The organism is Dictyoglomus sp. NZ13-RE01, from assembly GCA_002878375.1.
Lineage (GTDB): Bacteria > Dictyoglomota > Dictyoglomia > Dictyoglomales > Dictyoglomaceae > NZ13-RE01.
Window position 1 is genome coordinate 414,018 of sequence record NIRF01000001.1, and the last position, 19,917, is coordinate 433,934.

Here is a 19,917-nt window from a genome sequence, read left to right on the forward strand (position 1 = left end):
CATCTATGAATTTTTAAGGGAGGAGAAATCTCCTCCCTTTTTCTTTCTTCTTTTCCTATAGCTTATTACTATCTTTTTAACAACAAAATAGCTAAGAACTGAGAATAAAAAAGAAACAATTAGATTCCCTATAAGGTAGGTTACTGCAAAAGATTTTATATGTCCATTTTTAAATACTGTAAAATCTAATTTACCCTCTAATAACAAACTTCCTACGAAATAACTTAAAGACCAAAATATAGGAGATGTAAAATAATTCATGATAAAAGTGCCAATTATAGCGGAGATATAGTTCAGTTTAAAAGCTTTCGCTAATAATAAAGCCAAGATCCCACCAAAACCAAAAGTAGGAAATATTCCTATGAAAACCCCTACTGAAAATCCCATTGCAATTTTTTCTGGAGAATCGTTGATTCTAATTAATCTAATATATAAGTATCTGAGAAATCTTTTAAGGCTTCTTTTTTTCCTCATATATTGCTTTCATTACAGGTTGAAGCTTTCTATAGGTACTTGGCAAATCTTCGGGAATAATTTTGGTTTCTGCAATAGTTAGCATAAAATTAGAGTCTCCCTCCCATCTTGGGACAATATGCAAATGTATATGATCCGCAATTCCTGCTCCTGCAGAAGTACCAATATTCATACCTAAATTAAAGCCATGAGGCATCATAACCCTGGTTAAAGCTTCAATGCTTACCTGAGCCAAAAACATAAGCTCAGTGTATTCTTCTTTTGTAAGATATATTAGATTATCTTTATGAGAATATGGAATTACCATTAAATGCCCATTATTATATGGATATAGATTGAGCATTACAAAACAATAATCACCCCTTAAAAGGATAAGATTTTTCTCGTCATTATTCTCCTTAATATTTTCACAAAAGACGCATTTTTGTTCTTTTGGAGCTGATATATATTTCATTCTCCATGGTGTACATATTCTACGTATGATGCTCATGTGAAATTTCTCCTTTCCCATCTAAACCTTGACATATTTTAAATTTTATAGTTATATTTATTTAGGTTGCCGAAGTGGCGGAATTGGCAGACGCGCCAGACTCAAAATCTGGTGAGTGGGTGACACTCGTGCGGGTTCGACTCCCGCCTTCGGCACCAAAGTTACAATACACTCTCCACTTCATAGAACAATTGAGGATCAACCCTTTTCTTATTGCTAGCCACATCTTTTAATGGTACTAAATGAGGTTTATTTTCTTGCCATCCAACCATAAAACCGCTTTTTCCCTCTACTAATGCTTTTACTGCCTCAACTCCCATAAATGTTCCCAATGTTCTATCCAAAACAGAAGGAGAACCACCTCTCTGAATATGCCCCAAAACCACAATTCTTGTAGATATTCCTAACCTATCTTCGATTTGTTTTCCAATAAAATACGCACTTCCAACTCCTTCTGCGACAACAATTATATTATGTCTTTTTGCCCTTTGTTGTCTTTGTTTTAATTTTTCTACGATATAAGGGAAATCTAAAGGAACCTCAGGAATAAGTATGATATCTGCACCACTGACAAGTCCGGAAGTAAAAGCTATATAGCCACATTCTCTCCCCATTACTTCTATTACAAAGGTCCTTTCATGGGCAGCTGCTGTATCTCTTATTTTATTAATGGCATCAATAACGTTGTTACAAGCAGTGTCAAATCCTATAGAATAATCTGTTCCCCAAACATCATTATCAATACTTCCAGGTATACCAATAACTGAAAAACCTAAGTTATATAAATCGTATGCACCTTTAAGAGAACCTTCTCCGCCAATAACAATTAAGCCCTCAATATTATTTTTCTCTAAATTCTCTAATGCTTTTCTTTGTCCTTCTTCTTTATAAAATTCTTCAGATCTTGCAGTCTTTAGTATTGTGCCCCCTTTCTGAACAATCTCACTAACATCATCCCTACCCAATATTCTAAAATCTCCTTCTATCAGTCCTTGGTATCCCCTCTCAATTCCTATTACCTCAAGTCCATTGGCAATTCCATATCTAACTATTGATCTAATAGCAGAATTCATGCCAGGTGCATCTCCACCACTCGTTAAAACTGCAATTCTTTTCATTTTTTTACCTCCTCTAAAAACTTCCCGTAGTTTCTTATCTTCTCATATCTTTCCTTCAATAGAGTCTCCACAGGTTTATTTTTCAGGTTCTTGTAGGCTTTTTTAAGTGCCTTCCTTATGTTCTCTGCAGTTTTCAGAAGGTCTGTGTGAGCACCACCTTCTGGCTCTGGAATTATTTCATCAACAAGTCCCAAATTAAATAAATCCTCAGCAGTTATTTTTAAAGCAGATGCTGCCTCAGGGGCTTTTGATGCATCCCTAAAAAGAATAGAAGCACATCCTTCTGGGGATATTACTGAATAATAGGCATTCTCCAAAATCATTATATGGTCCCCTACTCCAATTCCTAATGCCCCACCACTTCCTCCCTCACTAAGCACCACAACAATTATTGGTACCTGCAAAAGTGACATTTCTTTTAAATTTACTGCAATAGCCATTGCCTGTCCTCTTTCTTCCGCCCCGATACCAGGATAAGCTCCTGGAGTATCTATAAAACTAAAAATGGGGATATTAAACTTTTCTGCCAATTTCATTATTCTCAATGCCTTTCTATAGCCCTCAGGATGTGGCATTCCAAAATTTCTCTTTATCTTTTCCTGTATATCTTTCCCCTTCTCCTGTCCTATAATAGCAACGCTTTCTCCCTCAAAAAAGCCAAAACCTGTAATTATGGCAGGATCATCACCAAAGTATCTATCTCCATGTAGTTCCACAAAATCTTCAAACAACTCATTTAGATAGTCAAGAAAGGTAGGTCTCTGAGGATGCCTTGCTAAAAGGATCCTTTCCCATGGAGTTAAGTCTTTTCTCATTTTCTCCTCCATAATAGTTTTAGCAAGGTGATAACAGTAGGTCTTAATCTTTTTCTTTCAACTACCATATCTATCATTCCATGTTGTAAAACAAACTCTGCCTTTTGAAAACCTTCAGGCAACTTTTGTTTTATTGTTTGTTCTATAACTCTTGGTCCTGCAAATCCAATAAGAGCACCAGGTTCAGCTATTATAACATCACCAAGAGAGCCAAAACTTGCAAGTACCCCAGCAGTGGATGGATGTGTCAGAATAGTTATATATGGGATTTTAGCTCTATCAAGTCTTGCAATGGCGGATGATGTTTTTGCCATTTGCAATAGAGATATCAAGCCTTCTTGCATTCTTGCACCACCAGATGCTATAACCCCTATCAAAGGAATTTTTTTCTCTATAGATCTTTCAATTGCCCGAGTTACTTTCTCTCCTACTACTGATCCCATACTTCCACCTATAAATCTAAAATCCATAACCATTAAATTTACAGGAATTCCATCCATACGGGCAAGTCCTGTAACTACAGCTTCCTTCAATCCAGTCTCATTTTGGGCTTCTATCAATCTCTGACTATATGGTTTTGTATCCTGAAAACCTAAAATATCATAAGAGATTATATTACTATCAGTTTCTTCAAAAGTGTTTTCATCCACTAATATTTCTATGCGTTCCTGGGCAGTAAGTTGGGAGTGGAAGCCACATTTTATACATACTTTATAATTTTCTAACCAATCCTTGGAATAAATAATTTGATTACATTGAGGACACTTTATCCAAAGACCATCAGGAATATCCTTTCCTTTCGTTTCTCTGGAATCTTTCCTTTTTCCTATGAAATCTCTAAACATGATAAACTTTCCCTTCCTTCAAATTTAGTTTAATATAAACTGGTCAAAGAAAATTTATGAGTATTTCCTAAGATTCTTTTTAAATTAGATAAGAATTCATCATTTATGGATATCCAATACTCTGGTGCCGTTACAATTTTTATACCTTTTATATCTATAATCACAGGGATCATACCTTTATTATTCTTCAAAAGATCTTTCAAATTAAAAAGTACATGATAATCCAAATTATTTGCATCTAATTTTATCTCTAACAAACGTCCCTCTAAATCCCCTACATCCTCCACAATAATCTTAATTCTCTCATTCTCCTCCTTAGGTACTTCTAACTTTCCTCCTATAATAACCTTTTTCCCCTCAATTATCAAATCCTGATACTTATTATAAACCGATGAAAAAACAGTTAAATCCGCTTCTCCTGTCAAATCTTCAAGAGTAGCAAATACCATTTTCTGTTTTTTTCTATCTATAACTTCTCTAATATTTTTCAAAATCCCTGAAATAACTACATATTTTCCATCTTCAAACTCCCTCAAATCATCAATATCATAATCCAATATTTTATTTACTTTCTTTTTCATATCCAACAAAGGATCGTATGATACATAGAATCCTATGACCTCTTTCTCCATCGCCAATAATTCATCTAAAGTAAATTCAGGTAAATTTTCTAAAGCAATGTCTGAAACCCCAAAAGATTCTGTTCCAAACAGAGAAGCTTGGGCCACTTTAATTTTTTTGTTCTTTTGGGCATAATCAATAATTTTATCAATATTAGTCAAAAATGTCCTTCTTGAATAATTAAGACTATCAAAAGCTCCTGCTTTTATTAAACTTTCTAATGCCCTCTTATTTGTGTACTTACTATCTAATCTATTAATAAAGTCTAATATAGAGCTAAATTTTCCATTCTTTTCTCTTTCATTCACAATAGCTTCTGCGACACTCTCCCCCACATTTTTAATTCCAGATAATCCAAATCTTATTCCCTCATCAGTTACAGTAAAACCTACCATACTTTCATTTATGTCTGGTTTCAGAATACTTATTCCCATTCTCTTAACTTCCGCTAAATATCTTAAAAGTTTATCATTATTTCCCATTACGCTTGTTAATACTGCAGACATATATTCCTTGGGATAATATGTTTTTAGAAAGGCAGTTTGATAAGTAATTAAGGCATAAGCTGCACTATGAGACTTATTAAATCCATATTCTGCAAATTTTGCCATATCCTCAAAGATTTCCTTTGCTATTTCCTCTGGAATACCTCTTTCTTTAGCTCCATTTATGAATAATTCTCTTTGCTGTTCCATAACTTCTGGTAATTTCTTTCCCATTGCTCTTCTCAATAAATCCGCTTGTCCTAATGTGAAACCTGCAAGTTTATGTGCAATCTCCATTACCTGCTCCTGATAGACAATAACTCCGTAAGTTTCTGCTAAAATAGGTTCTAATGCAGGATGGATATATTTTACCTCTTCTTCTCCCCTTTTCCTCTTTATATAACTCTCAAGTCTTCCCAAAGGACCAGGTCTATACAATGCTAAAACAGCTATTAAATCCTCAAATTTTTCTGGTTTAACTTCTTTAAGCAAATTACGCATTCCCTTACTTTCTAATTGAAAAACTCCTACTGTTTCACCAGATTGTAAAAGCTCATAAACCTTTTTATCATCCAATGGTATATTATTAATATCTATTTCAATGCCATAACGTCTTTTAATCTCCTTCAATGTATCATTTATTACTGTAAGTGTTCTTAAACCTAAAAAATCCATTTTTAAAAGTCCCAATTCCTCTAAATTCGTCATTGGGAATTGGGTTACTATTTCATTACCTTCCATTATTTGAAGAGGTACGTACTCTACAATAGGTTCTTTTGAAATAACTATACCTGCTGCATGAATTGAAGCATGTCTTGCATAGCCTTCTAATTTTTTAGCAATAGAAATAATTCTCTCATAAGTTGGATTTTGATTTATAAGTTCTCTTAATTCTTCAGAGTTCTCAATAGCTTCGTCGATTGTAGAATTCTGTGGAATCATTTTAGCCAATCTATCTACATCACCATAAGGAACATCTAATACTCTTCCTACATCCCTAATTGCAGCACGAGAAGCCATAGTTCCAAAGGTTATTATTTGTGCTACATGATCTTTTCCATATTTTTCCCTTACATAGTTTATAACTTCTTCTCTTCTTTCAAAACAAAAATCTATATCGATATCAGGCATTGTCACTCTTTCTGGATTCAAAAATCTTTCAAATATGAGTCCCCATCTTGTAGGTTCCAGATTAGTTATTCCTAAAACATAGGCTACTAAAGAGCCTGCTGCAGATCCTCTTCCAGGTCCTACTGGTATTCCTTTACTCTTTGCATAGTTGACAAAATCTGAAACAATAAGAAAGTAACCGGCAAACCCCATCTGCTTTATAATAGATATTTCATAACTGAGTCTTTCTTTAATTTCAGGAGTTAATTCCTTAAACTTTAATTCCGCATTCTTCCAACAGAGTTTCTCAAAATAGGACTCCAATGTTTCTCCTTCTGGGATTTCAAAGGTAGGCAAAATTATTCTATTAAGAGGCAATTCTAAATTACATAATTCAGCAATTTTCAAAGTATTTTCTAAGGCGGTCGGAACATTATAAAAAAGTCTTTCCATTTCCTCGGGGGATCGTAAATAAAATTCGTTTGTTCCAAAACGTAGTCTATTTTTATCGTTTAATTTAGAGCCCGTTTGAATACACAAAAGAATATCGTGAATTTCTGCATCTTCTTTATTTATATAATGCACATCATTTGTAGCAACCACTGGAATTCCTAATTCCTTGGAAAATTTGATTAAAGTAGAATTTACAATTTTCTGCTCAGGAAGTCCATTATCCTGCAATTCTAAATAAAAATCTTCCCCAAAGATATCTAAATATTCATTAATTGCCTTCCTTGCATCTTCAATTCTATTTTGGAGAATTAAAGTAGGAATCTCTCCTGCAAGACAACTCGTTAAAGCTATTAAACCTTTATGGTGATTTCTAAGTAACTCCTTATCAACTCTTGGCTTATAATAAAAACCTTCTAAATAAGAAGCAGTAACAATACGAGATAAATTCTTATACCCCTCTAAATCTTTTGCTAATAGGATAAGATGGTATAAAGAGTTTCTTTGTCCCTTTTTATCAAATCTTGAACCAGGAGTAACATAAACCTCACATCCAATTATTGGCTTTATTCCATTTTCTTTTGCAGTTTTATAGAAATCAATAGCACCATACATTACCCCATGATCTGTCAAAGCAATAGCAGGCATGTTAAACTCTTTTGCCCTTTGCACTAAATCAGGAATTCTACATGCCCCATCTAACAAACTAAACTCAGAATGGACATGCAAATGTACAAAACTCATAGTTTTATCACAGCTGAAATTATATTTGGCTTGGATCTATTCCTAATAGTACAAAAAAGCTTTCTAAAGCCCTTTTTCTTCCTCTTGAGATAGCATCACTACTTTCTCCTATTAGTTTGTATTCTTCTATAGCAATTTTAAGAGTCTCATCAATCCCCTTCTCTTCAATATTTTTGTAAAGCTCTTTATATTTTTCATAACGAGCCTTTGCATTCTGTTCCCAATACTCTCGATCAGAAACTACAGCACTTTTCAAAATATCCTGTTTCGCAAGTTTGGCAAAAGCATCCAAACCTTTTAAAATCTCATCTTTTTCCATAAAAATTTACCTCCATTTAAAATTTTACCAAAAGGATAATTGCTCTTTTGTGAGAGTTTTACTTTCGCTTGTTTCCTTTTCAATAAGGTCCTTTAGTTTTTCAAAATCCCTTTTAATCTCATCCATAACTTTAGCATGATATAATGCAGCTGCAGGATGGTAAGTTACAAATACTAATCTACCCTCTATACTAAAAGTTTTTCCATGATAGGAACTCATATTAATAGGAGTTTTTAAAATAGCATATGCGGAATATCTACCAAGGGTACATATAATCCTTGGATTAATTATTTTTATCTGCGCTTCTAAGTACGGATAACATGCTTTTATTTCATCAGGATTAGGCTCCCTGTTGTTAGGAGGTCTGCATTTTAAAACATTAGCGATATAAACTTCTTCCCTTTTTAGTCCTAAAGACTCAATAAGATTTGTTAATAATTTTCCTGCTGCGCCTACAAAAGGTCTTCCTTCTTGATCTTCATGAAAACCAGGAGCTTCGCCAATAAACATAATTTTTGAATGAATATCTCCTTCACCAAAAACCACATTAGTTCTTTCCTTCCATAGGGAACATTTTTTACAGTTTTTGACCTCTTCTTCCAACTTTTTAATATCTAAATTATTCATGCCATCCATATTTACCTATTAAAGGTACAAAAACTACACCTCCTAAATTATATACTTTTTTCTCTCCATCCTTTTTCACAATTTTATAAAGTGTTTGATATTCTCTACTTCCTATCGGAATTACTATTATACCATTATCTTCTAATTGTTCCCATAGAGGAGGAGGAATATCTGGAGCAGAGGCAGTAACTATTATTCTGTCGTATTTTGCAAATTCTTCCCATCCTTCTGTACCATCACCTAACTTAAAATGAATATTTTTATACCCTAAAAAGGTCAAAAGATCTTTGGCACGCTCCATTAAAGATTTTATTCTTTCAATTGTGTAAACTTCCTTTGAAAGTTCTGCTAATATTGCGGTTTGATAGCCAGAACCAGTACCAATCTCTAAAACCTTTTCTTTCCCTGTTAAATCTAAAGCTTGTGTCATCAATGCTACAATATATGGTTGTGATATGGTTTGACTTTCTCCAATAGGTAAAGCATTATTTTCATAAGCCAAATCCTCTAATTCCTTTGGCAAAAACAAATGTCTTGGTATCTTTCCTATAGCTCTTAGTACAGATTCCGATGTTATACCTTCTTCCCTTAAAAGCTCAATTAATCTTTGCCTCTTCTTTTTATGCTCCCATGTATCAAAGAGTTCTTCTTTCACTCTAATCCCTTAAATATTTTGGAAGATAAAAGAGAGAAAGATGGGTTATACCATCATAAAATCTTAAATCACCTTTAACTTTTTCATTTATAAGATGATTTATCTCTTCCTCTGATCTAAAAGGATTAATTGGACCTTTTCCTGCTATTAAAAAGCCCCAAGTACTATCAAAAGATGGTATATATGTCTGATATGAATAAATATTATTAGAAAATACCTTTTTCATGTTATTTTTTATCCAAAGATGCTTATTGTGTTGTCCCCATTGAGTAGTTTCTCCTTGAGTAACTACTATTCCATCACTACTCAATCTATCCCATACCATTTTATAAAATTCAGGTGTATATAGCCTATAGGCAGGAGTATCTGGATACGGCTCTGGTAGGTCTAAAATAATAATATCAAAAGAGTTTTCATAGTTCTTAATATATTCCCAACCATCCATATATATTAATTTTACTCTTGGATTCCTAAAGGCTCCTTGATGCCATTCTTCTAAATACTGCTCAGCAAAATTTATAATATCCTGATCAATCTCAATAGCAGTTATAGTTAAGTCATGATACTTTAGTAATTCTCTTAAAGTTGCACCTTCACCTGCACCAATCACTAAAACATTCTTTGGCTCAGGATGCAGTATTAGAGCAGGATGCACCAATGCTTCATGGTAAATATGCTCATCCATCTCCGTAGATTGGATTTTTCCATCAATAATCAAACACTTTCCAAAAGTTTTATTTCTAATTATCTGAATCTTTTGCCATTGAGTCTTAACATCTACAAGCACTTCATTAATTGCATAACAATGGTATTGATCTTCTGCCACCTGATCTACATACCAGTGCGAATACATATCTCCCTCTCCTTTAATATATATTAAAATCGTTATATTTTCCTTCCGTTTCTTCCCACTTTACGTCAACTTTCTCTACTACAGCGCCAAAAGGTCCTTGTTCTAATTTTTCTAAAAAAGCTTTCAGAGTTTCTTCATCCCCCTCCCCAATCACCTCTACTCTTCCATCAGACAAATTCCTCACAAACCCATTAATACCTAACCTTTTTGCCCATTTATAAGCAAAATATCTATATCCTACACCCTGAACAATTCCGTAGACAAAAACATGGATTTTCTTTTTCATGATTTATACAACTGGTCGGGGCGACTGGACTTGAACCAGCGACCTCCTACTCCCGAAGCAGGCGCGCTAGCCACTGCGCTACGCCCCGTTAAAAATTTAATGGTCGGGGCGACTGGACTCGAACCAGCGACCTTCCGCACCCCAAACGGACGCGCTAACCCCTGCGCTACGCCCCGACACCTATTAATTATAGCATAAACTTTTAATTTCTTAAAGGAATATCTATCCTTAAAACCGTCTGATTATCTCTACTTGAAACATTTACTTCAATATTTTCTGTATCCAACTGTGAATATTTAGATATTATTTTTATTATATCTTCCTTAATTGAATCAATTGCTCCTTGTTCTAAGCCAGCTCTATCATATATTACCATTACACTAAGGCGTCTTTTAGCTTCAGCTGCAGAGCCAGATCTTCCTGCAGACAACATTTTCTCCTCCTTAAATACTCAAAAATTTACGAAGCCTGTCTATAAATGATTCTTCCTTAAAGAGTACATTCCAATCTACTTTTTCTCCCAACATGCTATCCACAATCAAGCTAAAAGCAAGTCCTGCTTTACTCTTGTTTCCATTTAATATAATTGGCTCTCCTTTATTTACACTAACAATAATCTCCTCATCTTCTGGAACAACTCCTAACAATTTTATTGCCAGAACATCTAATACATCCTCTACTGATAACATGTCCCCTTTCTTTACCATTTCAGGTCTCAATCTATTAATTATTAACACTGTATCTTTAAAACCATTCGCTTCCAAAAGCCCAATTACTTTATCAGCATCTCTAACAGCTGCAACTTCTGGAGTAGTAATAACTATAGCACTATCTGCTCCAGCAATCGCATTTTTAAAACCTTGCTCAATTCCAGCAGGACAATCAATTAATATGTAGTCAAAATTTGGTCTTAGATTTTCAACAATTTCTATTATTTGGGTTCTCTTTATTGCTTCTTTATCTCTTGTTTGTGCTGCAGGAAGTAAGAATAAATTGGACAGTCTTCTGTCTTTTACCAAAGCTTGTCTTACATTACATTTACCTTCAGCAACATCTACGATATTATACACAATTCTGTTTTCTAATCCCAAAAGAAGATCCAAATTTCTAAGTCCAATGTCTGTATCTATTAAAACTACATTGTAACCTTTTAGTGCAAGTCCTGTTCCAATATTTGCAACAGCAGTTGTCTTTCCAACTCCCCCTTTCCCAGAAGTTACGACAATAGACTTTCCCATACTTCCCTCCTAAACTAAGTATAGACTTATTTTTATTTTTTCATTCTCTATATAAGTCCAATATCCAATACCTTTTTCCTTTATCTTTTCCTTATTCCAAATTAAATCAGCAATCTGAAGATGAATAGGATCAAGATCCAAACAGAATATTAATGCCTTTCTATTATCTTCAAAGCCAGCATAAACTGAACCTTTCAATTTTCCAATAATATATATGCTCTTTTCACTAACAACTTCTGCTCCTGGATTTACATCTCCCAAAATTAAAATGTTCTCTCTTGAAAATATTTTCCTACCATTTCTAACTGGACCAATAATAATCTCCGCTAAATTTTTCTCGACAATTTTGGTATTGAAAATATCCCTGTATAACATTATACCAAATTTTTTAAAAATTTCCTGTTGGAAATTATACCACTCTTCTTCATCGATCCTTCTATCCTTGAGATCCACATTCATAGAAATGCCTTTTAGGAAATCTTGTCTTTTCTCCAATTCTTTTTCAATTTCCTCCTTAATCTCAAGCCAAGTTAATGAAGGATCAACCTCTATTTTAATACCATCCCTCAAATTGCCCTTAATGGAGATTTTTGCCAATTTTATTCACCTCTTTATTCTCAAGATAAGATATAATCTTTTGAGCTATAGGTGCACATTTGGCACCTCCACTCTTACCATGCTCTACAAAAACTGTAATTACATATTTAGGAGAATCCAAAGGAAAAACTGCTCCAAACCATGCATGGCTTTCTCCATGAGGATTTTGGGCAGTTCCAGTTTTTCCACCTACTTCCCAAACTTCACTTTTTGCAGCTCTTCCAGTACCTTTCTCAACTACTAATTTCATTCCCTCCTTAAGAATATTCCATGTATCTTTTCTAATATTAACCTTTCTTATGATCTCCGGCTCAAAAACCTTTACTTCATTACCTTCATAGTCAATTATTTTCTTTACCAAATGAGGCTTAAATCCGTACCCTTCAGTAGCTATCATGCTAAGCATTAAATGGATCTCAATAGGAGTTGTTAATATATATCCTTGTCCAATGGACATATTCAAAGTATCTCCAGGATACCAGGACTCCTTAAGTGTACTTTTTTTCCATTCAGGAGATGGAATAAATCCCTTTACTTCTCCAGGTAAATCAATTTTAGTATATGCATCAAGTCCAAAATCTTTTGCCATTTTTGATATACTATCCGCACCTACCCTTAGTCCCAAATTATAAAATACCACATTACATGACTGAGCAATACCGTTAAGAAAATCAATTATGCCGTGTCCCTCCTTCTTCCAGCAAGCAAAATATAAATTACCAAGCTTTAATCCACCTGTGCATACAAATTTTTCTTTTAAGGAGACTTTATTTTCTTCAAGGGCTGTTAACGCAACTATTAACTTAAAAATGGAACCTGGTGGATATAAGCCTGAGATTGCTCTATTGTGAAACGGATTTCTCTCATCAGTAATTAAACTTTGCCACTCTTCCTTAGAAAAACCAATAATAAATTTATTAGGATCAAACTTTGGAGAACTTGCCAAAGCAAGAATTTCACCTGTCCATGGATCCGATACAATAACTGTTCCCACATCATCTCCTAAGGCTTCTTCTGCCAACTTTTGTAATTCCAAATCTATGGTAAGTACCAAATTATTTCCAGGTTTTGGATCTTTGCTTGGCAATAATTTATACTCTTTATTCCCAGAGAAAAGTTCAACACTTTTATAACCTTTTACTCCTCTTAAAAATTTTTCATAATACTTTTCTATTCCCCATTTTCCCACAAAATCACCTAAAGAATAATCACTTTCTTCATCTAATAACTCATCCTTGCTTACTTCTCCCATATATCCAAGAATATGCGATGCAATATCATTATTGGGATAATATCTATAAAGCTCCATGTTAATAGTAAAAGATGGAAGATTTTCTCTGTTCCCTTCTAATAGTGCAATTTCCTTATGATTTAAATCAGATTTTATTAGCATGGCTGGATAATATGGACTTACTTTTTTAAACTTCTTTTCCAAATCTTTATATGGAATATTTAATATCTCACTTAGCTTTTTATACTTCCTCTCATCAAACTCGAAAGGTGGAATTAAATATAGAGAATATTTGACTTTGTTTGATGCCAATATATTGTTATTCCTGTCTAAAATTAATCCTCTTGGTGCTGGAAGAATTATAAATTTTAAATAATTTCTCTTAGCAAGATCACTGTAAAAGTCATATTTTAGAACTTGAATATAAAATAATCTTAGTACTAATAAAGTTATAAGAAATATGATGAGAAAAAGGAAAAACTTAGGTTTTTTCATAATTAGTCCCTAAATAGTTGGGAAGGAATATATAAAAGGGAATAAAAAATAAGATATTTGCAGATATAAAAAATAAGATCTTCTCTGGTAATAGTATATTATATACATTCCAGTAAATGAGAGAAAGAATACTTAGAAAGATGATAATAAGCATAGATATTACTTTATGAGCTAATATTAGTCTTGCTCTCAGAACCTCTAATATAAGAAATATAAAAAACCAAAATAGTAGACTTTGATAAAATGTTGCTGAAGAGAATAGAGCATCCCACAAAGAAATATATAAAAAATAATATCTTGGAATAATATCTTTTAAAAAGACAAAAACATAAAATAAGAGTAGAAAGTAAGGATTAAGATTTCCAAGATTGATTATACTCTGAAATATAGAAATCAATGGTGGAAAAAGTATCAATATCAATAGGTTTTGCAAACCATAACCACCCCTAATTTTGAAATATCTATGAAAGATAAAACTTTAACCTTAGGTAAGAAATAAACAGTATTTTTATTTATCTCCGATATATAACCCACCTTAATACCATAAGGTATATCCTCATCAATGCCTGATGTTACTACTTGATAACCATCCTTGATCCCATTGTCACTAAAGAGATATGAAAGCTCCATATGATCTATAGCACCCTTAATAACACCTTGGTCCTTTGTTTCATATATCACTACCCCAATAGAAAAAGAGGGATTATATATAGTTTCAACCTCAGAAAAATTCATAGATACCTTTCTTATCTTTCCAATCAATTGATCTTCATATATCACGGGCATATTCTCCTTTATGCCATCTTTTTTCCCTAAATTAATCCTAAAGGACAAATTCCAATTAAGAGGATCTCTACCTATGATAAGTGCAGGAATAATATCAAAGTTTTTAAACTTATTACCAAATATTAAAACTTCTTGGTATCTTTTAATATTCTCCAAATTTAATTTGAGGAGTACATTCTCTTTTAACAATTCTTCCGCTTTCTTTTCCCAGTAATCTTTTTCTAATGCAATATTTTTATAAATTGTAAAAACATCAACTATGTTTTTTATTACATTTACTACTCCTTCTTTAGATTCCCAAAAAAATTTTTGAATATTAAAAGTCCAATCTTCTAAGGTTCCTTCATTCCACAAACTTAGAATTATTAAAAAGATTATTATTAAAAAACGCCAATTAATACCTTTTCTTTTTTGCATTAATAGTTTGCTAACTTAGGAAGCATTTGTTTATACCTATCATATTCTTCAATAATTTTCCCTGTCCCCTTCACTACACAATATAACGGCTCATCTGCAACAAAGGCAGGAACTCCTAATTCTTCCGCAATATAATTATCAAGCCCTCTTAGAAGAGCCCCACCTCCAGTTAAAACTATTCCTTTATCCATTATATCTGCTGCAAGTTCTGGAGGAGTTTTTTCCAAAGTATCTCTAATAGTATTAACAATTATATTAACAGTTTCTCTTAAAGCTTCCCTCACTTCCGCAGAGGAAATCTCAATTGTTCTTGGGACTCCGCTTATTAAGTCTCTTCCTTTTACCTCCATATACTCTTTACTTTCTTCAGGATAGATATTGCCCAATTTAATTTTTATTTCTTCCGCTGTTCTTTCTCCTATAAAAAGGCTATATTTTTTTCTTATAAAATGCATAATTGCCTCATCCATCTCATCGCCAGCCACTTTAATAGAACTACTTACTACAATACCCCCAAGAGAAATTACTGCTATCTCAGTAGTCCCACCACCTATATCCACAACGATATTTCCAGAAGGCTCCCATATAGGAATATCAGCTCCCAAAGCAGCTGCTATTGGTTCTGTTACTAACAAAACATCTCTTGCCCCTGCCTGGTAAGATGTATCCATAACTGCTCTTCTTTCAACAGAAGTAGTACCAGAAGGTATTCCTATTACTATACGTGGACTTACAAAAAAGTCCCTTCTATTATGGGCTTTTTCAATAAAATATCTCAACATCTTTTCAGCAGAATCCAAATCTGCAATTACCCCATCTCTAAGGGGTCTCACAGTAACAATCTCTTCTGGGGTTCTACCGAGCATCTTCTTTGCCTCTTCTCCAACAGCAATTACTTTCTTGTCTTGTCTTCTAATGGCAACCATGGATGGCTCAAAAATTACAATTCCTTTTCCTCTCACATAAACTACAGTATTAGCAGTTCCTAAATCTATTCCTAAATCTTTAGAGAATATATTTGCTAAAAAGTTTATTGGCATATTTCCTCCTTTCCTATTTTCATAAAATATTTATTCCTACTTTCTTTAGCAGTAAATATAAATAACCAATGGGTAAACCAACTATATTATAGTAATCACCTTCAATTTTTTCAACGAATAAAGCCCCCTTTCCCTGTATCCCATAAGCTCCAGCTTTATCCAAGGGTTCACCTGTATCAACATATTTTTCAATCTCTTCTCTTGTGTATTTTCTCATTTTCACCATACTTTTTGCAACCTTACAAAAATATCTATTTTCTGGTGTTTCCCATACTACAACTGCAGTAAAAACATAATGCTTTTTCCCCTTTAACTTTTCCAAAATTCTTATTGCATCATCCCTATCCTTTGGTTTACCAATTACTTTCCCCTCTAATACTACAATAGTATCTGCAGAGATAATTACAGCATTAGAAAAATTAGAAGCTACTGCCTCTGCCTTTTTAATGGCATTTTTAAGAACTATGTCTTTTGGTGAGCAATTCTCTTCATTTATCTCCTCAATATTTGGTGGATATACAATAAATTCAAGCCCTAATTCTCTCAACAATTCCTCTCTTCTTGGTGATGCTGAAGCTAAAACAATCTTTTTATTCATTTTTAAAAGACTTGAATCCCTCCCCTAAAACTTCATGGGCTGGAGAAATTACTACAAAAGCTTTTGGATCATTCTTATGGATTATCTCTTTTAGTCTTCCTACTTCTTGCTGACTAACTACACAATACAAAATTTCTCTTTCTTGTCCAGAATAGAGCCCCATACCATAAAATATAGTAGCTCCTCTTCCTAACTCTTCTAATATCTTTTTTCCTAATTCTCTTGGTTTATCGGAAAATATGAGAGCAGATTTCGTGTAAGAAAGTCCTTGCTGTACTAAATCAATCGCATACCCTTGTATAAAAATAACTAAAAGAGCATATAAAGCCAATTCAAAATTAAAAATAAACCCGGCTGTTAATACTATAATCCCATCTATGATAAGTAATGCCTGTCCTAAATTTAGTCCCGTATAATGCGATAATATTTGAGCAAGTACATCAGTACCACCAGTAGAGCCACCATACTTAAAAACAATCCCTAAACCTAAACCAGCAATGAGTCCCCCATAAATCGTAGCTAAGAAAGTATTAGATATAGGTTGAACGGGAAATAAATTAAAGAAATCTACTAAAACAGATAATAAAATTGTACCAAGAAGAGTCTTTATACCAAAATGAATCCCTAACAATTTAATTCCCAAAATAAATATGGGGATGTTTAATATAAGCATAACTATTCCAATAGGGAATTTAAAAAGATGATAAAGAATAATAGCAATACCACTTACCCCTCCTCCAACCAATTTGTTTGGAGCTAAAAACACAACAATACTCAGAGCAACAAGAAGAACACCAAATAATATTCCTAATAGTTCTATTAATTTCTTAAACATAGCCTACTTCTTATAAAAAGATAAAAGAAATAAAATAAATTTGGAGCTCTCTTAATAAATCTTTTTGGCTCTTGCAACATTCTATAAAGCCATTCTAAATGGAGCCTAATAAAAAAATTTGGAGCTCTTTTTTTTCTTTCAGAAAGAACATCAAAACTTCCACCTACACCCATAGCAATCTTTGCTTTTATCTTATCTTTATTATTGTAAATAAAGAACTCTTGCTTTGGAGCACCTAAGGCTACAAATAGTATATCACAATCAATATCACTTATAATCCTTTCTATCTCGTTATTACTAAAATATCCATGATGCCAACCTGCAATATCTAATCCTGGAAATTTCTTTCTTAATTTATTTATCATATCCCTCAATACTTCATCTTTTGCACCTAAAAAATAAACTTTCTTCTTCTTTTTCTCTGCTATTTCTAAAATTTTTACCATAGCATCAATTCCAGCAAATTTTTTCAAACTAACCCTCTTATCCTTCTTAGCAAGTAGTAGCACCCCATCACCATCAGGCAGGTTCAGATCTGCATACTTTAGAATTTCCTTTAATTTGCCATCTTTATGGGCTATTGATATTATCTCAGCATTTGGAGTAAAAATAAGGTTCAATTTTTTTGAGGATAAAAAGGATAAAATTAAGTTCTCAAATTCTAACTCGTCATCAAAAAATATGAATGGTATTCCTAATATTTCCAATTTTTTCATAGACTCTCAATAAACTCCTCTATTTCTCTTTTTAATATATCTCTTTTTTCCTCTGTTATAATCTTCAAATAGGATCGAAGTATTTCTTCTTCCTCCTTAAGCTTGATCCATAAAGGATAAAAATCTGAAATTTCATTAGTATTAATATAATATTTCCATCCCAAATCATCAAGATAAGCTTGAATCTTCTCATCATATGAAATACCTAAAAATGGGATTCCAGCTATTGTGGACAATATAAGAGAATGGAGTCTCATTCCCACAAGATATTTACATGTAGAAAACTTTTCCCAAAAATTATCACTATTACTTGAAACAACTTCTATCTCTTTTATCATCTCTTTATCTAATTTTTTAAATAATTCTAAATCCATGGAATCTTGAAAGGAGAAAAAAATTATTTTTCTATTTTCTTTAAGTAGCTCCTTTAGAATTTTCTCTAAATCCTCAATTTTTAATTCATCCCATGGTCTAAAATTAATACCAATATTCTCTTTATCTCTTCTTACATCTGGAAATTGTGTAAGAAATACAATATCCGGTAAAATTTTTATCTTATCCTTCGGAACATTCAAGTTTTGTAGGAATTGATAAGAAAAACTATCCCTAACATATATTTTTCCACAATGAGGTAATGTAATCTTTAATAAATACCTGCTTATCCTGTATTTTAATGGACTAAAACTTTGTCCAATTATATATACCTTTTTCTTGGTTAAAAGGGCATACCAAAGAATAAACAAATAATATAAGAAAGAATGCAAACTGGTTTTATCTTGAAAGATTCCTCCCCCACCACCAATAACTACATCCGCCCAATTTATAGCTTTTAATAACTCTCTTATTCTATCAAAAAGGATAATTTTATTTTCAGTTTCTTTTTTCTTACTTACTAAAGCTCCTACTAAAAATCTTTCTGAAAACTTATCAATTAGATTTTTTAATAATAGCTCATCTCCTAAGTTTCCTTCACCATAATAACCAAAAAACAAAACTTTCTTCATTTAGATTTCTCTCTTCTCTTTTGCCATTCTTTTATTAAATATGCATTTATAAAAGGATCAATATCTCCATCAATCACCGCTTGAATATTTCCTATTTCTACTCCTGTTCTATGATCTTTAACTAAAGTATAAGGATGAAAAACATAAGACCTTATTTGATTTCCCCAACTGATCTCTTGAACCTCCCCCTTCAAACTTTGAATTTGCTCTCTTCTCTTTCTTTCTTCCAGCTCCTCTAATCTTGCCTTTAGAATTCTTAACGCCATTTCTTTATTTGCATGCTGAGATCTCTCATTTTGGCATTGAACAACAATTCCAGTAGGGATATGGGTAATTCTTACCGCAGATTCCACTTTGTTTACATGTTGCCCACCAGCTCCTCCAGCTCGAAAAGTTTCAATTTTTAAATCTTCCGGCTTAATTTCAACTTTACTATCTGGAAGTTCTGGAATTACCTCAACTAATGCAAAAGATGTATGTCTTCTGTGATTTGCATCAAAAGGAGATATTCTTACTAATCTATGGACTCCTTTTTCACACTTCAGATAACCATAGGCATTTTCTCCTTCTATTAATAAAGTAGCACTCTTGATACCTGCCTCCTCACCAGGTGATATATCAATAATCTTTACTTTATAATTTTTCCTTTCTGCCCATCTTATATACATCCTTAAGAGTATTTCAGTCCAATCTTGAGCATCGGTACCTCCTGTACCTGCATGAAGGGACAAAATAGCATTTCCTTTATCATGGGGATCCTGGAGCATTGATTCCAAGGTAAATTCCTTTAATATTTCTTCAAACTTCTTAAGTCTTTGGTAAAATTCTTCCCTAAATTCTTCTCCTTCTTCCAGTAATTCCTTCCATTCTGAAAGTTCTTTTTCTTCTCTTTCCAAAAATCTCCATTTTTCTAACTTTTCCTTTAAAGTATTATATTTTATATAGAGGTCCTTTAATCTCTCCTGATCGCTCCAATCTCCATGGGAGAGTTCTTTTTCTAAATCTTTTAATCTTTCCTCTTCCTTTTCTATGTCAAAGATACCCTCTCAATTCATTAAACTTATTTAT

23 protein-coding genes and 3 tRNA genes are annotated in these 19,917 nt (G+C 33.0%); 1 reads left to right on the plus strand and 25 read right to left on the minus strand.

The features are described from left to right. Nucleotides 1-3: 3 nt before the first annotated feature. Entirely contained in the window at nucleotides 4-474 is a 471-nt protein-coding gene (locus CBR30_02150) for a hypothetical protein (protein ID PMQ02465.1), read from the minus strand. After that, the gene (locus tag CBR30_02155; protein PMQ02552.1) at nucleotides 452-955 is read right to left on the minus strand and encodes an HIT family hydrolase; all 504 of its coding nucleotides are present in this window, start codon (nucleotides 953-955) and stop codon (nucleotides 452-454) included. Before CBR30_02155 ends, CBR30_02150 begins: the two co-directional genes overlap by 23 nt. A 77-nt stretch (nucleotides 956-1,032) precedes the next feature. Here CBR30_02155 and CBR30_02160 point away from each other — a divergent pair. After that, a tRNA-Leu gene (locus tag CBR30_02160) sits at nucleotides 1,033-1,122 on the plus strand. A gap of 3 nt (nucleotides 1,123-1,125) precedes the next feature. Here CBR30_02160 and pfkA read toward each other — a convergent pair. The 23 genes from pfkA to CBR30_02275 form a co-directional block, all read right to left on the minus strand. Continuing rightward, nucleotides 1,126-2,082, minus strand: a complete 957-nt coding sequence (gene pfkA, locus CBR30_02165; protein PMQ02466.1) for a 6-phosphofructokinase — start codon at nucleotides 2,080-2,082, stop codon at nucleotides 1,126-1,128. Next, a complete protein-coding gene (locus tag CBR30_02170; GenBank protein PMQ02467.1) occupies nucleotides 2,079-2,897 on the minus strand; it encodes an acetyl-CoA carboxylase carboxyl transferase subunit alpha in 819 nt (272 codons plus the stop codon). Before CBR30_02170 ends, pfkA begins: the two co-directional genes overlap by 4 nt. Beyond that, a complete protein-coding gene (locus CBR30_02175; GenBank protein ID PMQ02468.1) occupies nucleotides 2,894-3,742 on the minus strand; it encodes an acetyl-CoA carboxylase, carboxyltransferase subunit beta in 849 nt (282 codons plus the stop codon). Before CBR30_02175 ends, CBR30_02170 begins: the two co-directional genes overlap by 4 nt. A gap of 29 nt (nucleotides 3,743-3,771) precedes the next feature. Then, nucleotides 3,772-7,152 carry a DNA polymerase III subunit alpha gene (locus CBR30_02180; GenBank protein ID PMQ02469.1) on the minus strand — a complete coding sequence of 1,127 codons (3,381 nt, stop codon included), beginning with the start codon at nucleotides 7,150-7,152 and terminating at the stop codon, nucleotides 3,772-3,774. Between the two features lie 19 nt (nucleotides 7,153-7,171). Beyond that, the gene (locus CBR30_02185) at nucleotides 7,172-7,471 is read right to left on the minus strand and encodes a hypothetical protein (GenBank protein ID PMQ02470.1); all 300 of its coding nucleotides are present in this window, start codon (nucleotides 7,469-7,471) and stop codon (nucleotides 7,172-7,174) included. A gap of 24 nt (nucleotides 7,472-7,495) precedes the next feature. Beyond that, nucleotides 7,496-8,098, minus strand: coding sequence for a uracil-DNA glycosylase (locus tag CBR30_02190; GenBank protein ID PMQ02553.1), 603 nt, complete (start codon nucleotides 8,096-8,098; stop codon nucleotides 7,496-7,498). Next, entirely contained in the window at nucleotides 8,091-8,753 is a 663-nt protein-coding gene (locus CBR30_02195) for a protein-L-isoaspartate O-methyltransferase (protein PMQ02471.1), read from the minus strand. Before CBR30_02195 ends, CBR30_02190 begins: the two co-directional genes overlap by 8 nt. 1 nt (nucleotide 8,754) lies before the next feature. Further along, nucleotides 8,755-9,606, minus strand: coding sequence for a spermidine synthase (locus tag CBR30_02200; protein PMQ02472.1), 852 nt, complete (start codon nucleotides 9,604-9,606; stop codon nucleotides 8,755-8,757). Between the two features lie 13 nt (nucleotides 9,607-9,619). Continuing rightward, nucleotides 9,620-9,892, minus strand: coding sequence for an acylphosphatase (locus CBR30_02205; protein ID PMQ02473.1), 273 nt, complete (start codon nucleotides 9,890-9,892; stop codon nucleotides 9,620-9,622). Nucleotides 9,893-9,904: 12 nt separating this feature from the next. Then, a tRNA-Pro gene (locus tag CBR30_02210) sits at nucleotides 9,905-9,980 on the minus strand. A gap of 12 nt (nucleotides 9,981-9,992) precedes the next feature. Beyond that, nucleotides 9,993-10,068 (minus strand) — tRNA-Pro (locus CBR30_02215). Between the two features lie 26 nt (nucleotides 10,069-10,094). Continuing rightward, the gene (minE, locus tag CBR30_02220) at nucleotides 10,095-10,325 is read right to left on the minus strand and encodes a cell division topological specificity factor MinE (GenBank protein ID PMQ02474.1); all 231 of its coding nucleotides are present in this window, start codon (nucleotides 10,323-10,325) and stop codon (nucleotides 10,095-10,097) included. A gap of 10 nt (nucleotides 10,326-10,335) precedes the next feature. Further along, nucleotides 10,336-11,130 carry a septum site-determining protein MinD gene (gene minD / locus CBR30_02225; GenBank protein PMQ02475.1) on the minus strand — a complete coding sequence of 265 codons (795 nt, stop codon included), beginning with the start codon at nucleotides 11,128-11,130 and terminating at the stop codon, nucleotides 10,336-10,338. A gap of 9 nt (nucleotides 11,131-11,139) precedes the next feature. After that, nucleotides 11,140-11,727, minus strand: coding sequence for a septum site-determining protein MinC (locus CBR30_02230; protein PMQ02476.1), 588 nt, complete (start codon nucleotides 11,725-11,727; stop codon nucleotides 11,140-11,142). After that, nucleotides 11,708-13,453 carry a penicillin-binding protein 2 gene (gene mrdA, locus CBR30_02235; protein ID PMQ02477.1) on the minus strand — a complete coding sequence of 582 codons (1,746 nt, stop codon included), beginning with the start codon at nucleotides 13,451-13,453 and terminating at the stop codon, nucleotides 11,708-11,710. Before mrdA ends, CBR30_02230 begins: the two co-directional genes overlap by 20 nt. After that, nucleotides 13,440-13,886 (minus strand): hypothetical protein, encoded by a 447-nt coding sequence (locus CBR30_02240; GenBank protein ID PMQ02478.1) that lies wholly within the window; start codon nucleotides 13,884-13,886, stop codon nucleotides 13,440-13,442. Before CBR30_02240 ends, mrdA begins: the two co-directional genes overlap by 14 nt. Continuing rightward, on the minus strand, nucleotides 13,871-14,656 hold the full coding sequence (locus CBR30_02245) for a rod shape-determining protein MreC (protein ID PMQ02479.1): 786 nt from the start codon (nucleotides 14,654-14,656) through the stop codon (nucleotides 13,871-13,873). The genes CBR30_02240 and CBR30_02245 overlap by 16 nt, the downstream gene beginning before the upstream one ends. Next, nucleotides 14,656-15,696, minus strand: a complete 1,041-nt coding sequence (locus tag CBR30_02250) for a rod shape-determining protein (GenBank protein ID PMQ02480.1) — start codon at nucleotides 15,694-15,696, stop codon at nucleotides 14,656-14,658. The genes CBR30_02245 and CBR30_02250 overlap by 1 nt, the downstream gene beginning before the upstream one ends. Nucleotides 15,697-15,715: 19 nt before the next feature. Then, nucleotides 15,716-16,294 carry a septum formation inhibitor Maf gene (locus tag CBR30_02255; protein ID PMQ02481.1) on the minus strand — a complete coding sequence of 193 codons (579 nt, stop codon included), beginning with the start codon at nucleotides 16,292-16,294 and terminating at the stop codon, nucleotides 15,716-15,718. Next, a complete protein-coding gene (locus tag CBR30_02260) occupies nucleotides 16,287-17,129 on the minus strand; it encodes a hypothetical protein (protein PMQ02482.1) in 843 nt (280 codons plus the stop codon). The genes CBR30_02255 and CBR30_02260 overlap by 8 nt, the downstream gene beginning before the upstream one ends. Further along, nucleotides 17,114-17,845 carry a lipopolysaccharide biosynthesis protein gene (locus tag CBR30_02265; protein ID PMQ02483.1) on the minus strand — a complete coding sequence of 244 codons (732 nt, stop codon included), beginning with the start codon at nucleotides 17,843-17,845 and terminating at the stop codon, nucleotides 17,114-17,116. The genes CBR30_02260 and CBR30_02265 overlap by 16 nt, the downstream gene beginning before the upstream one ends. Then, a complete protein-coding gene (gene csaB / locus CBR30_02270; protein PMQ02484.1) occupies nucleotides 17,842-18,849 on the minus strand; it encodes a polysaccharide pyruvyl transferase CsaB in 1,008 nt (335 codons plus the stop codon). The genes CBR30_02265 and csaB overlap by 4 nt, the downstream gene beginning before the upstream one ends. Beyond that, a complete protein-coding gene (locus CBR30_02275; GenBank protein PMQ02485.1) occupies nucleotides 18,846-19,880 on the minus strand; it encodes a peptide chain release factor 2 in 1,035 nt (344 codons plus the stop codon). Before CBR30_02275 ends, csaB begins: the two co-directional genes overlap by 4 nt. Nucleotides 19,881-19,917 lie beyond the last annotated feature (37 nt).